At 34.0% G+C, this 14,376-nt stretch carries 16 protein-coding genes; 4 read left to right on the plus strand and 12 right to left on the minus strand.

Going from position 1 to position 14,376, the window contains the following annotated elements:
• Positions 1 to 67 precede the first annotated feature (67 nt).
• The 11 genes from HMPREF3031_RS05150 to HMPREF3031_RS05200 form a co-directional block, all read right to left on the minus strand.
• Positions 68 to 1,300, minus strand: a complete 1,233-nt coding sequence (locus tag HMPREF3031_RS05150; protein ID WP_060804151.1) for a phage major capsid protein — start codon at positions 1,298 to 1,300, stop codon at positions 68 to 70.
• A gap of 1 nt (position 1,301) precedes the next feature.
• Positions 1,302 to 1,868, minus strand: coding sequence for an HK97 family phage prohead protease (locus HMPREF3031_RS05155; protein WP_070724653.1), 567 nt, complete (start codon positions 1,866 to 1,868; stop codon positions 1,302 to 1,304).
• Positions 1,855 to 3,063 (minus strand): phage portal protein, encoded by a 1,209-nt coding sequence (locus tag HMPREF3031_RS05160; protein WP_070724655.1) that lies wholly within the window; start codon positions 3,061 to 3,063, stop codon positions 1,855 to 1,857. The genes HMPREF3031_RS05155 and HMPREF3031_RS05160 overlap by 14 nt, the downstream gene beginning before the upstream one ends.
• A 197-nt stretch (positions 3,064 to 3,260) precedes the next feature.
• Complete coding sequence (locus tag HMPREF3031_RS05165; protein WP_070724657.1) at positions 3,261 to 3,602, minus strand: pathogenicity island protein; 342 nt, start codon at positions 3,600 to 3,602, stop codon at positions 3,261 to 3,263.
• Positions 3,603 to 3,850: 248 nt separating this feature from the next.
• The gene (locus HMPREF3031_RS05170; RefSeq protein ID WP_070724659.1) at positions 3,851 to 5,350 is read right to left on the minus strand and encodes a virulence-associated E family protein; all 1,500 of its coding nucleotides are present in this window, start codon (positions 5,348 to 5,350) and stop codon (positions 3,851 to 3,853) included.
• On the minus strand, positions 5,351 to 6,268 hold the full coding sequence (locus HMPREF3031_RS05175; RefSeq protein ID WP_070724661.1) for a primase alpha helix C-terminal domain-containing protein: 918 nt from the start codon (positions 6,266 to 6,268) through the stop codon (positions 5,351 to 5,353). It lies immediately after the preceding gene.
• A gap of 33 nt (positions 6,269 to 6,301) precedes the next feature.
• Positions 6,302 to 6,598 (minus strand): type II toxin-antitoxin system toxin TscT, encoded by a 297-nt coding sequence (tscT, locus tag HMPREF3031_RS05180; RefSeq protein WP_070724664.1) that lies wholly within the window; start codon positions 6,596 to 6,598, stop codon positions 6,302 to 6,304.
• On the minus strand, positions 6,599 to 7,009 hold the full coding sequence (locus tag HMPREF3031_RS05185) for a pathogenicity island protein (RefSeq protein ID WP_070724666.1): 411 nt from the start codon (positions 7,007 to 7,009) through the stop codon (positions 6,599 to 6,601). It abuts the gene before it with no gap.
• A 1-nt stretch (position 7,010) separates the two neighbouring features.
• On the minus strand, positions 7,011 to 7,214 hold the full coding sequence (locus HMPREF3031_RS05190) for a pathogenicity island protein (RefSeq protein WP_070462531.1): 204 nt from the start codon (positions 7,212 to 7,214) through the stop codon (positions 7,011 to 7,013).
• Positions 7,215 to 7,230: 16 nt separating this feature from the next.
• Entirely contained in the window at positions 7,231 to 7,476 is a 246-nt protein-coding gene (locus HMPREF3031_RS05195) for a DUF771 domain-containing protein (protein ID WP_061054848.1), read from the minus strand.
• A gap of 44 nt (positions 7,477 to 7,520) precedes the next feature.
• Complete coding sequence (locus HMPREF3031_RS05200; protein ID WP_061054849.1) at positions 7,521 to 7,748, minus strand: helix-turn-helix transcriptional regulator; 228 nt, start codon at positions 7,746 to 7,748, stop codon at positions 7,521 to 7,523.
• Between the two features lie 119 nt (positions 7,749 to 7,867).
• On the opposite strand from HMPREF3031_RS05200, the gene HMPREF3031_RS05205 reads away from it, so the two are divergent.
• The 4 genes from HMPREF3031_RS05205 to HMPREF3031_RS05220 all read left to right on the plus strand — a co-directional run bounded on the left by HMPREF3031_RS05205 (position 7,868) and on the right by HMPREF3031_RS05220 (position 13,371).
• Complete coding sequence (locus HMPREF3031_RS05205) at positions 7,868 to 8,626, plus strand: helix-turn-helix domain-containing protein (RefSeq protein ID WP_105165378.1); 759 nt, start codon at positions 7,868 to 7,870, stop codon at positions 8,624 to 8,626.
• A 1-nt stretch (position 8,627) separates the two neighbouring features.
• Positions 8,628 to 9,683 (plus strand): site-specific integrase, encoded by a 1,056-nt coding sequence (locus HMPREF3031_RS05210; RefSeq protein WP_070724667.1) that lies wholly within the window; start codon positions 8,628 to 8,630, stop codon positions 9,681 to 9,683.
• Positions 9,684 to 10,617: 934 nt separating this feature from the next.
• Positions 10,618 to 11,931 (plus strand): branched-chain amino acid transport system II carrier protein, encoded by a 1,314-nt coding sequence (brnQ, locus tag HMPREF3031_RS05215; RefSeq protein ID WP_002481560.1) that lies wholly within the window; start codon positions 10,618 to 10,620, stop codon positions 11,929 to 11,931.
• Between the two features lie 255 nt (positions 11,932 to 12,186).
• Entirely contained in the window at positions 12,187 to 13,371 is a 1,185-nt protein-coding gene (locus HMPREF3031_RS05220) for an MFS transporter (protein WP_002481559.1), read from the plus strand.
• Between the two features lie 54 nt (positions 13,372 to 13,425).
• On the opposite strand, the gene whiA is transcribed toward HMPREF3031_RS05220, so the two are convergent.
• The gene (whiA, locus tag HMPREF3031_RS05225; RefSeq protein WP_002481558.1) at positions 13,426 to 14,370 is read right to left on the minus strand and encodes a DNA-binding protein WhiA; all 945 of its coding nucleotides are present in this window, start codon (positions 14,368 to 14,370) and stop codon (positions 13,426 to 13,428) included.
• Positions 14,371 to 14,376 lie beyond the last annotated feature (6 nt).

The following is a 14,376-nucleotide window of genomic DNA, read 5'->3' on the forward strand; positions in this document are numbered from 1 at the left end:
AGAAGTCAGAACATTTATGTCCCGACCCCCACCAGCTAATCACTGATGCCCTAACTGGTTTATAATATTATGCTGATGCTGATGATGTTGTAGATGAACCCGATAACTTCACAAATGCTTCATCAACTAATACACGTGTATCTGCAACTGCCATAGCACGATAATCAATCAGACCAGAACGGAATGATGACTCACGTGAACTTTCAAGCATAATACCTTGTGGCAAGTTATAACCGATATAATTAAAGTCACCTAATAGAATTGTACCGTCTTCGATATTGTCATCAATGATAACGGGTTTACCAAAGATATATCCGACATTCTCACGTTGTGCATCTTGGATAAAGATAGGTCTTTGGTTAGCATCCATCACACCGTATACTTGGTTATACAATGTTGCATTACTCATTGCGAACTTAGCATTTTGTGCATAACCACGTGCAAGCATTCCTAGCGCTTGTGTGAAGTCTGTGTACTTGCCTGTTAGTGTTAAGCTGTTTGACTTATCCCATGTGATACCTGTTAAGATACCTTGACCTTGGTTTTTACCTGTACCATTGATAAGTGCATATTCAATTGCTTCAACAACACAGTTAGTCAATTCTTCAACAAGATATGATTCGAAAGCTGAGATTGACATTGTTTTTGCTTTAACTGAAATGCTGAAGATTTTAATAATCTCATTCGCTTCAAATGACACGGCTGTTGTAACTGCTTTGTCTGCTTCAACATATGCGCCTTCTGTATGCCATTCTGCACGTTCTTGTGGTGTACTAATTGGGATACGGATTTTAGTAGGCATATTGAATGAACGTACATTAGCTAGTAATCCACCTTGTGTTCTAGCACGACGAATGACTTCATTCAATGTTTGTTCAGGAATCACCGCACTCGCATTTGATGAAGATGTAAACTCATCTGCGCGATGTTCAGTTTTTTGTAAATCCATTGCATGATTGAATGTACGTTGTTCCACGTTAGATAATTCTTGTCCTAACATTGTTTTGAAAAATGCTGATCTATATTCATCTGAACCAAAGATATTTTCTTTTGGTACATCTTGAGTTTTAAATTGTTGTCCTGTAATTGGATTATATGAACGTTGTTCCACTTGTTCCTGCTCCTTTTCTTTGATATTTTCTTTCGCTTGGTTTAATCCTTCAATCTCGATATTTAACTTAGTCACATCTGCTTCAGGGTCATTTTCGATTGTGCCTCTGATTTCCCCAGCGCGTGTTTCAATATCTTCAAGCGATGCATTGCGATAATGGTTAAATGCTTCTTGTACTGTATTGAACATATTATTTTAACTCCTTCATAAATAGTTTATTTAAATTGATTTTCGCTTTATTAATTTGCTGTTGTCTCATTTCTGCTTCCTGCATTTGACTTCTGGCTTCAACAGATGTTTCTGAATAAGCAGGGAAATTTACCACAGAAAACTCTAATACTTTATCTATCTTTGTAATTGTACGTGTGCGTGTTTCTACATCGTATCGACTGCCGTCTGATACTGTGAAACCAAATGATACGCCTGACATATCTCCACGTTTGATAGCTTCATAGACTGAATGGGCTTCTTCGGTATTTGCCAATACTGCCCTGAAATGCATGCCTGCATCATCTCGCCATATTTTCATCGTCTTAGGAGATTTGGCTAATGGTAAACGGTTATGATCATGTGACACTAATAAACGTGTGTCATTGAATTTTAAACCGTCCAGCGCATTACGTTTGATGACTTCAGTATATGAGCCTGTCGGTGTATTAATCAGTGCAGGTTTATCAAAGACGATTGCTGTACCTTCAAGTACCATTTCATCGTCTCGAGTTTCTGCTTGTATTTCTGCACTTCTAATCTCTTTCATCAGGTGTCGCCTCCTTATCTCCGATTTGATATTGTTTTGCTAATTGTTTTTCTATATAGTTCAAGGATTGTATGCGTGAATCGCCGTCATCGCCTTCAACATGAGACAGATTCATTAAGTCCCTTGCTTCATTGATTGTTAATAATCCTAGTGGCAACAACTCTTTAATCACAGTAGCTTTTGATTTCGTACTCGCATACTGCAGACGTGACGCTTCAAAAATAATACGGTTGCTGAATGCCTGTTCACGTTCGGTAAATACCTTATCTGTCAATTCTGAGGATAACTGTATGGCGAATGGTTCAATGATAGATTCATAGAATGATTGCCATTGGTCTTCACTATAGTTACCTGTGATTATAGCTTCATTAATGCCTAGATAGTCATATATCTTTTGTTTGACGGCTTGAATTTGTGGCGTTTCAATATCTGCCTCATTTAAACTCAATGGGACATAATCCAAAGTAGCATCTAAAGGAATGACACCGCCGTTATTATCCATCGTCATATAATTGTTCATGAACTCGTCTTTGGCTTCTTTCAGCTTTTTAGGTGCTAATGTCTGATTGTATTTCAACAAACCTCTGATTTGCGCTGAGTTTTTAATGGTATTGCTGAGACCTTCTTGTTGTGTATAAGCAAGATCTAACGTGTTCATGATTGCGTCATTCGTATCGCCTAATAACTCATTTGAATTGAAATGACGACGTAACACCGCTACCTCTGAATGATGAAAATGTACAATATCACCGCTGTTAAATAGGAATTTCAAATACATTTCACCTGAACCATCAACCACATACTCAACACTTGAAGCTGATAAAGGATATAGTCCGCTGAGATTACCGTTTGCGTCCTTTTGGATTAAGATAAAAGCGTTATTATACAAATAGTAATGAGTAGCTACTTTATATAAAAAGTCATATCCGCTCATATAAGGATTAGGGCGATGTCTTAATATTCGATTGATTTTTGAATAGTTATCATCACGCATACCATTTGCGACATGCTTACCGGATAACTTGGCAATGTGTCGGGCGATGGTATCAACTGCACTGCGATATATTTCATTACTCCATGCGTCCCCGTTGAAACTGCCTAATGCGCGAAAGTTGCCCGTTAACATTTCATATTGTTTTGTTGCTTGTTGTTCTAATTGTTTGATTCCAAGTATCTTGTCTAACCACTTCGGCACTTTTTTTCACCTGCTTTCTATTAATAAGAACACTAGTTCTTTTTTAGTACATACGTTCGATTTATTTATCTAAATTATACCACACTAGGGTATATAACGCTAGTTGTGGCAAGGGATTGTAACGCTTTGTATTCTTTCGTTGTGGTTCAGCTGAACCACAACGTAACGTGGGGATTATTTAGATCAGTGTATCTACGCTATACAACTGAAAACGCAACAGGTAACCAATGTTCTGTTTTGATGTTCTTTGACTTTACAATCGGCAACTCCAAACATTTACCATCGATTATATAATATATTGGCGGACATATTTTCATTTCTATATCTCCCTCTCTTTTTAAATCAGAAATTAGCTTGAAAGCTTCCTCATTCCAACCAATCCAAAATACAACATTGGTGTTTTCTCCGCTTAAATATGCTATATCTCCTTTGTAATTGAAGTTATTTTCTTCAAATATCCTTTCTATTTCTACAAATGATGTTTCTTTATGAGTCTTGATATATTCCAAGATTTTATTTTTCAATCTATTTTTGTTCATTTTCAACCTCCATTATTCTAGTAAACGTTCCAACGTTCCATGCTATGCCACAACTATGGAACACCTTTGAATCTTACTGCCACAAGGGGTATAGCTTTAGTGTTCCAATGTTCCATGATTTTACCCCTACACTTTGAGATATTTTAGTTATTTTTTCTAAAGTTTAGAGCAAAGTTAGTGGAACACTGGAACACTTATAGCATGGCACTTACTCTCACAAAGGTTCGGAGCGTTCCATCGGTGTTCCATTACCGTTCCAACGTTCCAGAATTTCCATTCTTTCTAACCATTTTTTTATAGTATGGTGACATATCAACCTCAAAACCGTGTTGTGGTCCCATACCTTCACCGAATCTTTTTTTCTTTTTCTTTATCCCACAATAGCGTGTATTTCTAAGTGCTTCATCAATCTTACGTAGATGATGAGGTTGAGGCTGGTCATCTCTGCCCATCATCACTTTCCAAACTTCTTTACTGCAAACCTTATCACGCCATACATATTGACCGGGCTTTGAACCATCTAATGAGAATAAAGTACCGTCGTTATAAAAAGAGAATCTGTGATTATCTGAATTTGTACCATTTACACCATTGAATAAAATCTGTTTATCATGTAAACTTAACGACCAATAATCAGATGGTATAGGTTGCTCTAGGAAGTCCTCTATTTCACCGATAAGTGTATCTTTCTCTGAATGTTCTGCTTGCATTTCTAAAGCAGTTTCTGAGGCTTCTTTGTCTAAAAGCAATGCTTTATCGATAGGATTTTTATCAAAATATACTTTAGCTTCTGCGTACATTTGTTGAACAACCTCAGGTGTTAGATCGTCAAACGGACTTTTAGTTGCTTTATCCTTATCAGTAGTAACCGGTAAGAAACGTCTATTACCTGTCTTATCTTTTAAAAACTCATAGTTGTTCGTTGTACCTACAAAAACACTTTGACGTGGGTGTCTCTCAGTACGTTTGCCGTATGAAGCTCTGTAAATATCAACAACCGCACTGATAAAACTCTTAATATCTTCAATAGTAGATTTTTGAAAGGCTGATAGTTCTTCAATTTCACAAATCCATGAACCTTGTAGCTTTTTGTATGCTTCATCACCTTTGAATGTATTAATACTTTGGTTATACCATTGACCACCCATACGGCTCGCCAGTGTTGATTTACCCCCGCCTTGTTTACCGTATAAAATAACCATTGTGTCATATTTAATACCGGGTTTGTATATTCTGGCAATTGCTCCCATCACCCATTTTTTAGCTACTTCACGATTATAATGTGTATCTTCTGCACCTAAGTAATCAATAAAAAGTGTTTCTATTCTTTTTACGCCGTCCCATTGTTTACTTTCAATAAGTGATTTGATAGGGTGGAATTTGTTTTGATAAGCTTCTTTTTCTATAACACTATCCATAACATCACGGCTGAACTGCACATGATAAACTCTGTCTATATGAGAAATAACATGCGTTGTGTCAATATCAGCCCAATAGTAATTTGTATCGTCTTTTGAACGCCAGTAAGGAAGGCGTTTAAGTTTAGTGACATTTTCAAATACATCATATTGAACTAAATTATTTAAACTTCCATCGTTGCCTAAAATAATCTCTGCGTTAGTTGTTGTCTTTTTTAATGCATTAGTTGTTGCTGTTCGTCTTAATTTACTGCGCCAATCGTCGTTATTGGTCATATAGTTAGTTTTTTCGATTAACTCGAATACATCTTCTTTAGTTACTTCACTCAATCAGAAACCCCCCTTCTTATTTTGATTGTCTCTTTTTAAAATACTTTCGAATGTTTTATTTACTTCTTTTTGTTCAATTGGTGGTGTACATGTCATTGCCCACGCACTTGCCAGACCATAGACCAAATATTGATCTACATATCTACGCAACAAATAACCTATTAATGAAGCTAAGGTTTGATTCCGTTCACCTTCACTAACTCCAAATGCAATATCACGCCAATATGCGCTGTCACGTCTCTTATATTTGACTATAATATTCTGAGATTCGCTCTGAGTTGCATTGAGAGGGAACTTAGCAAGGCATTTATTCAATTGGTCACGTGTGATGAAGGGAGCATCATTGTTATACCAATGATATGGTGCGTCTTTATTACTTATAACGGGTAATGCTGATAATTGAATTGGTTTAAAGCATGATTCATCAATCGGTTCTCCAATATACCTTGATAACGCTCCAGCATACTTTGTGTATTCGTCAGGCTCTAAAATATCGTCTACAGGGATCAATAAACGAAACCTAGGACGTAAGTTTTTATCATTCTCATCATGTATATCACGATGTCTGAATGTGCTATATATAAAATATGCAAAATGTTTCATCTTATCTTTAACGTTATTTAGAAATCGGTTCATATTGTCGATATCGTCATAATCCAAAGAAAACACTTGTCGATACATTACATTTTCATCTTTTCTACGATGGTGTAAAACCTCACCCGTTTTCTCATCTACACCATCGTCAATATCTCCATAAATCGCTAAACCGTTAGCATATTTATTAGGGCTGATAACTGGACGAGTTAAAAACTCGCACCAGTCAGACCATTTTATATTTTTTACGTTATCTGTTCCTTTTGATGTCAAACTTTGATATAATGTTACATGAAGTTCATCATCATAATTCAGATTAAACATAGAGAGGTTTCTCCTTTCTTTTGTGATTCATTTTTACGCGTTATCAGTTTCGTTTCCCGACTTCACTGATGACGCTTTTTCTAATTCATGGAACTTTTGAATGACCTCATCGAACTGCTCAATATATGTGTACATTAAGTCAAATAATTGTTCACAGTGAATACGCTGTTCATCATAACGGCGCCCATGATTCTTTACATCTTCCATATTATTCAGTTGATTATACGGAAACGCTTCTGAAATAAACCAACCATGCGTACTTTTTAAATCCTCGAACTTTTCTTTAATCACTTCAATATCACAAATTAAGTCGATAATTCTTACATTCATTTAAATGTCCTCCACTTCGATATTTCCAACGATATAATCTAATGCCCATTCTAAAATCCCAATCACATATCCTTCACGATCTGTTGTGTGTTCATGCTCTCCTGCACTGTCTTTGACGGTATAGTAGTAAGTTTCCTCATCTCCGTTCATAACGTCGCTTAATGTCATAGTCACTTCATCAATGATTGGAAATGCCTCATCTTCAAAATCTAGCTCTGCAAGAATGTTAAACAACTCTTTATGAACTAACTTTAAAATGTATTCGTAAAATGCTGTATCGCTATATTTATGATAAGTAATTGAATTAAATCTGTCTTTCGCTGATAAGAAAACATCTTTGTCCTTCTCATCTAAAACTTTCTCTAATACTTTAACTACTTTTGACAAATAATATCTTTGCTTAATTTTCACTTTAATTACCTACCTTTTTCTTATTTTTCAGTTCTAAAATTCTGTTAATTTCCAATTCCATACATGCAATATAAATATCTTCGCTGACTTCTGGAAAATGCTCTTTAAAAACGTCTGGTGCAATATTGAGTAATAGATTGTGGTTAGTGTCTTTTATGTTGTACCAACCTACAACTGACTTAGTAATAATCACTTGTTGTTTCATGTCAGTTACCTGCTTTCTAAAATATTCGATTGTGATTTTCTTCGATGTATTGCTTCATATACTTAGCAACAAAAGACCAATGGTCATTTTTATGTGCTGGTGCATGCGTGAATTCTGCAATTTTCGATTGGTGCTTTGGGTTCAACAATAACTTTTTTAATAATGTATTTCTGCTTTTGTTCGTATGCGCCATTAGATCGTACATCGTCCACAGTGTCTTATGTTCAAGTAGTGTGATTGTGTAATCTTTAGTTTCAAGCATCTTAGTTCCCCCTCTCTCTTTATCTCAAAACGAGATATTTATCTTTAAATAAAAAACACTTCTTTATCAATATTAAGTGCTTCACAGATAATTATAATTTCATAGTCATGAAAAGAATAAAACCCCTTTTCTTTCTTTTCGTACTGCCTTCTATCAGTTCCAATAAGGTTAGCAACATAAGAGGCGGATAATTCTCTTTTCAACCTTTCTTCTTTCAATTTATTTTTTGGTTTTAAAAATTTATTTTTTAATTCTGCCTTTTTAGTAATCATATTATCACCTCCCAAAAATATTATCTCATAACGAGATATTTAATGCAACCATATATATTACAAATTGAGATACTTTTACACATGTGGTAATATCCAAGAGAAAGGGTGTGAAAATCATAGTGGAAAACCAAAACTATTTAGGTGACATTATTAAATCAATAAGAAAATACAAAACAATGACACAATCAGATTTAAGTAAAACTACTGGCTTTAGCCAAAACACCATTTCTAATCATGAAAATAAAAAGAGGAATATAGGAGTAAATGAAGTTACGACATATAGTAAAGGTTTGGATGTTCCAAGTTATTTAATATTTAAAATTAATGAAGAAATGAAAAACACCGGACAAAGCGATACTTTAAAAAATTTTCCCGCTTTTTATAAAATATATCAATTAGCTAATAAAGCATACTTAAATGAGGGCGATATTTATTTTTACTCTTATGATATATTTGATGAAGCATTAGAAATATACAACATTTTAAAGAAAAAAGGGATGGATGTTTATAATATTGATTATGATTATTTTTTAGATTTATACAAACAACTGCTATCTAAAGAAAATAATGTGTTGTCAAAGAAAGAAGATAAAAATTCCGTTTCGATAAATGAAATAATTGAAATCGGTTCTGAATATTTAGATTTATTATCGTGTGAATCTAAAATTAAATCTGATAAAGACATCGAAAATGCAATCGAAAAGTCTCGAATTATAGAAAGTAAATCACTCATAATAGCTAATAAATTAAAACAGGCACCCAATTATTTTTATGATGCAATTAAAGGCGAACCGATGTACACTGTTTATGAATTCAAATACCCACAAAGGTTAAAAGAATTTCGTGAAAGGATTATTAATTTAAAACAGGGTGATTAAGATGGCTTCATTCGAAAAACAAAAGAATGGTAAAACATGGCGCTACATCATTTCATACAAAGATGATGACGGTAAATATAAGAAGTATCAAAAAGGCGGATTCCGTACGAAACAAGAAGCAAAGGTACATGCTAATGATATGGAGTATAATTTAAAATTTGGATACAATATCAATAATGATGTGATCTTTGCAGACTACTTCAAACAGTGGTATGAGGTCAACAAGAAGCCCCACGTGTCAGCAAAAACTCTAACACGCTATGTTTCAATGCATAATCATATTGAAAAGCATTTTAAAAATACATTTCTAAAAGACATAAAACCATCAGACTACCAGCGATTCATAAATCATTATGGTAGCAATCATAATATAGATGGCGTGAGAAAATTAAATAGCTCCGTTCGTAATTGTTTCCATCAAGCGATTCACGAAGGATTAGTTTTACGCAATCCCACATTCAAAGCACAATTAAGCGGTGCAAACCCTAGTAAAAGCGAAGAATTAAAATTCATAAGTCACACTGAGTATAAAAAGTTGAAGCATTACCTTGAAGAAAAAGACAGTGTTTCATCATTGGTTTTACTTATGGGACTTGTTACAGGTGGGCGGTTTTCTGAGATTGCCAATATGAAGCGTAATGATTTTTATGTAGGAGAAAACAAGGTTCATTTACCTGGTACAAAAACAACTACATCAGATCGTACTATAAGCATTGATACGAAAACTTTAAATAAAGTTAGAGAATTTATCGATGAAAGACCATCTGACATTAACGGCTATGTCTTTACAGTTAACGGTTCTATTATTACCAATGCATCGGTTAATAAAGCATTAAACAATGCTTGTAAGAAATTAGGTATCAAAAGTATTACCACACATGCGTTAAGACATACCCACGCCTCTGTGTTAATTCATAATGGTTACAGTGTTCAATATATTTCAAAACGACTGGGACACTCTTCAACATTAGTCACACAATCCGTTTACCTGCACTTATTAGAAGAAACTTATGAGCGTGAAGATAATCAGTTTATTAAGTTCATGGACAACTTATAATAAGGAAAAATTAGGGAAAATGATTTGATATTCGATATAAACGAATGATAATGATATAACCAAAAACCCTTTTATAAAGGCATTTTGATAATGAAAGAAATTGAAAAACAACCTACTTTCTCCCTTCGAGGGGGTTATGTAGTTAATATTAATTAACTTGAAACCTTTGAAACGTTGATGTATCAGCGTTTCTTTTATTTTGCTATTTAAGTCATCGGGCAGTTGTTAAAAAATCAAAATAGCTTTTAATAAAAAACACCGCTAATAGCGGCGTAAGTTAAAATATTCAAATAATTATTTTTATATATATAATTTGAAACAATTAACAAATAGTATTACTTAAGTTGTTTAATAGCTTTTAGTAAATTGGGTGCTGACTGAGCTGTAAATTTATATTCAGTTGTAAAACTTTTAGTAGCCATATAACTCACTTCTTTCATAATAAAGTTTAATCAAATCCATGAAATACAAAAACCTGTTCTTATGATTAGTTTTTTAAATTCAACATTAACTTTTCAACAATACCATTGGTTGCTTGTACAAGCACATTTATATTGCAAGAACTACATCATTTTTGAAATTAAATTCAACTTCCTAATATGAACCTCAAAAGAAATGAACTCTCTTAAAAGCAGAGTAGTAATCCATTACACTAATAATAAACTAGGCTCACTTCTTCAATATATATTTTACACTCCAATTCCAATTTATTAATCATGCAATAAATTATCAATTCTACAATTTTTTAGTTACTCTTTTCCCTTTAACACGATATTTCCAATTAATTTCTTTCATTTCATCTAAAATATCTGAATATATGCTTTTTTAATATTTAGAAATGTGTTAAAGTTTATTTGTTTGAAAGAAATTCATCTACATAAATTGTCAGAAATTTTTGTAAATAGAGAGAAGTTTTCAACACCAGGAGGTTATTATGAAAAAAGTAATTCTAATATCAGGTTTAATGCTCTTCTCGTTATTCTTCGGAGCAGGCAACTTGATTTTTCCACCTATGCTCGGATATACCGCGCAAAGCAATATGTGGACAGGTATGACAGGTTTTGCGATTACAGGTATTTTATTACCTTACATCACAGTCATTGTCATTGCCTATTATGATGGTGGCGTGGAGTTTATCGGGGACCGCGTCCATCCTAAATTCGGGTTTATTTTTGCAGTTTGTATTTATTTATCTATCGGGGCACTATACGGGATTCCACGTGCTGCGAACGTGGCTTATGAAATCGGCGCAAAATCGATTCTGCCTATTCACAACACATGGACATTGGTAGGTTTCTCCCTTGTATTCTTTATTGTTGTAGGGTTAATCGCTTTATACCCAACAAAAATTGTCGATAACTTAGGGAAAATCTTAACACCTGCCCTATTATTGATTATTGGTGCTTTATGTATCGCAGCGATTATTAATCCTGAAGGAAAAGTCGGACAACCACATGATAAATATGCGGAAACACCTTTCATTTCAGGAATCTTAGAAGGTTACTACACAATGGACTTAGTAGCAGCTTTAGCCTTCTCAGTCGTTATCGTACAAAGCTTTAAACTCGCAGGTATTTCAGACAGCAAAAAGATAGTGAGAAACGTTATCTTATCAGGTCTGATTTCAGCGTTATTATTAACAGTGATTTACTTCTCATTAGCATACTTAGGTATCACGACAAGCAAACCAGGCTTTGATAATGGCGCAAGCATTCTAACATATAATTCAGTACGATTATTCGGATCATTCGGAAATATTTTATTCGGTATGATTGTAATTTTAGCTTGTTTAACAACTTGTATCGGCTTGGTGAACGCAAGTTCTGCATTCGGATTGAAGAAGTTCCCACAAATTTCATACAAGACTTATGTACTGTCATTCTCAGTAGTCGGATTCTTAATTTCAATCTTAGGGCTCAACATGATTTTACAAATCGCAGTTCCATTACTGACATTTATTTATCCGATTTCTATTGTGTTGGTACTGATTTCATTTGTCGCAATTGCGATTCCGACAAAATTAAAAATCGCTTATATTTTACCGACGATTTCAACATTAATTATTTCAGTACTTGAAATCTTCAACACATTTAAACTGATCAAACCACTAAATGCAGTCTATCAATTCTTGCCATTATCTGATTTAGGATTGGCTTGGTTACTACCATTTATTATCTTAACTGCAATTGGTATTGCGATAGATTTTATGCGCAATAAGAAACATACACAACAACCCGCAACATCTTAATATTGATTGAAATGCCTTTCTCATTTTACGAGAAAGGTATTTTTATTTGACCAAAGCTTATTGTCACAATATTTCAATAATATTTCTATCTATTTCATTATAATTTGTTTGTGTTAAAATGAATCATGCATTTTTAATTTGAAACAAGCATTGTTTCAATCTTCACACTTCCACAACATATATGCGATACACTTATATTAAGGTTCATCAATATAATCTTTATTAAACAATTCATCATAGAAAGGGAGGATATATTTGAAACAACCGTCGCTCAATTATAATTTAATTACGACTGTATTCTTTATTTCAGGTATTGCGGTTATGTGCAGTCTTTACTCTGCCATTCCTTTAATGCCGATTATGGGGAAAGAATTACATTTAAGCGAAGGTGCCACAACATTAATCGGTGTGGTATTCTCAGTTTCTTATTCAGTCAGCTGTATGTTTTATGGAATCATTGCCGACAAGTTTGGTAAGAAGAAGGTCATATTAATCGGCTTGGCTATGCTCACACTTACAACTTTTGCGATCGGCTTTATTCATAACTTTGCGCTATTACTGATTGTACGTGTTTTACAAGGAATAGCTACCGCAAGCTTCTCACCTGTGTCATTAACATATGTGACAGAAGTGTTCCCTATTCATAAACGTGTTACCGCAATCAGTTTTATTAGTACCAGCTTCATGTTATCTGGTGTTATCGGTCAAAACTTAAGTGATATTATCGCCGCACATATGAGTTGGCGTATCGTTTACTTCGTATTGACTGTTGTTTACTTATTGCTGATTGTTTGGATTTACCGAGCTATTCCGAAAAGTCCTTATCATATGCCTGATACAAAATTCTCAGTGTTCTTTAAAAACATGAGACATATTTTTGATAATAAAGGCATTGTATTATGTTTCTTTGTTTCATTAACTATCTTAACGTCATTTGTTTCTATGTATGCTCTGCTAAATGAATATTTGACATCTGACCCAATCAACGCTGATTTAACGACAATATCATCAGTGAAGCTATTTGGTTTAATTGGTATGTTATTAGCGTTATCTGCAGGTCGCATAAGTGATTTCATCGGTGTAAAACGTATTATTCTAATCTCATTAATCACTGCAGGTATCTCATTGATACTGATGGGCGTGACACACAATCTCATTATCATCACATTGTTCAGTGTTATCTTTATCGCAGGTATCTCTTTTGTGATTCCTTCTGTGATATCACAAATCGGTCTACTGACTACTAAAGATAAAGGCTTCTTCTTATCTATCAATACCTTTATGTTATTTATCGGTACAGCGATTGCACCTGTATTGTCTATGCAGTTGTTAAACAATATGCAGTCATTTAAAATGATGTTCATTGTATTATCAATCGTGAATTTCATCGGCTTTATTATAGCTTTAGGAATTCCGAAAAAATCAGTCGTAGATCAATAACGATAAAAAGCAGTCACTCATTTCAATTTTCAAATGAGTGACTGCTTTTCTTTATCACATTTCAATATGTTCACCGCTTCTAATCTTATCTGCTAACTCATTCAACTTACGTAAACGATGATTAACACCTGATTTCGAAATTGTGCCTGTAGAAACCATTTCTCCTAATTCTTTTAGAGAGACATCTTGATTTTCCACACGCAATTTCGCAATTTCTCTTAAACGGTCTGGTAAGTTTTCAATGCCGATTTCTTGATCAATCAACTGAATACTTTCAACTTGTTTCATCGCTGCACTAACTGTTTTGTTTAAATTAGCTGTTTCACAGTTTACTAAGCGATTTACTGAATTACGCATATCTCTGACAATACGCACATCTTCAAATTTCAACATCGCTTGATAACCTCCGATTAAACTCAAGAAATCAGAGATTTTCTCCGCTTCTTTCAAATAAACGATATTTCCTTTTTTACGTTCTAAATGTTTCGCATTCAATTCATATTCATTCATTAAAGCAGTTAAGCCTTCTGAATGACTTTCGTATAAAGAAAATATCTCTAAATGATAAGAAGATGTTTCTGGATTATTCACAGAACCGCCAGCTAAGAATGCACCGCGTAAATAACTTCGTCTCATTTCATCGTCACGAATCAAATCTAAATCAATAGCGTGTGTAAACACACCGTCTTTTAAGATACCAAGTTCATGTAAGATTTCACGAGACTTCATTTTCGTTCTGCAGATATAAATGTTGTTCTTCTTCAGCTTCATTTTCTTTCGAACAAGAATTTCAACTTCAATATTGAATACTTTCTTAATCAGAGAGTATATACGTCTGGCTGTTGTCGCATTTTCAGTTTGTACATTGATGACAAATTGCTGATTCGACAAACTGAGTGCACCATTCATCCGTATTAATGCGCTAAGTTCCGCTCGCGCATTTTTATCATCGACATCGATTCTTGTCAATTCATTTTTCATGTCTGATGCAAAGCTCATGCCGCG

The organism is Staphylococcus sp. HMSC072B07 (genome assembly GCF_001815505.1).
GTDB lineage: Bacteria > Bacillota > Bacilli > Staphylococcales > Staphylococcaceae > Staphylococcus > Staphylococcus simulans.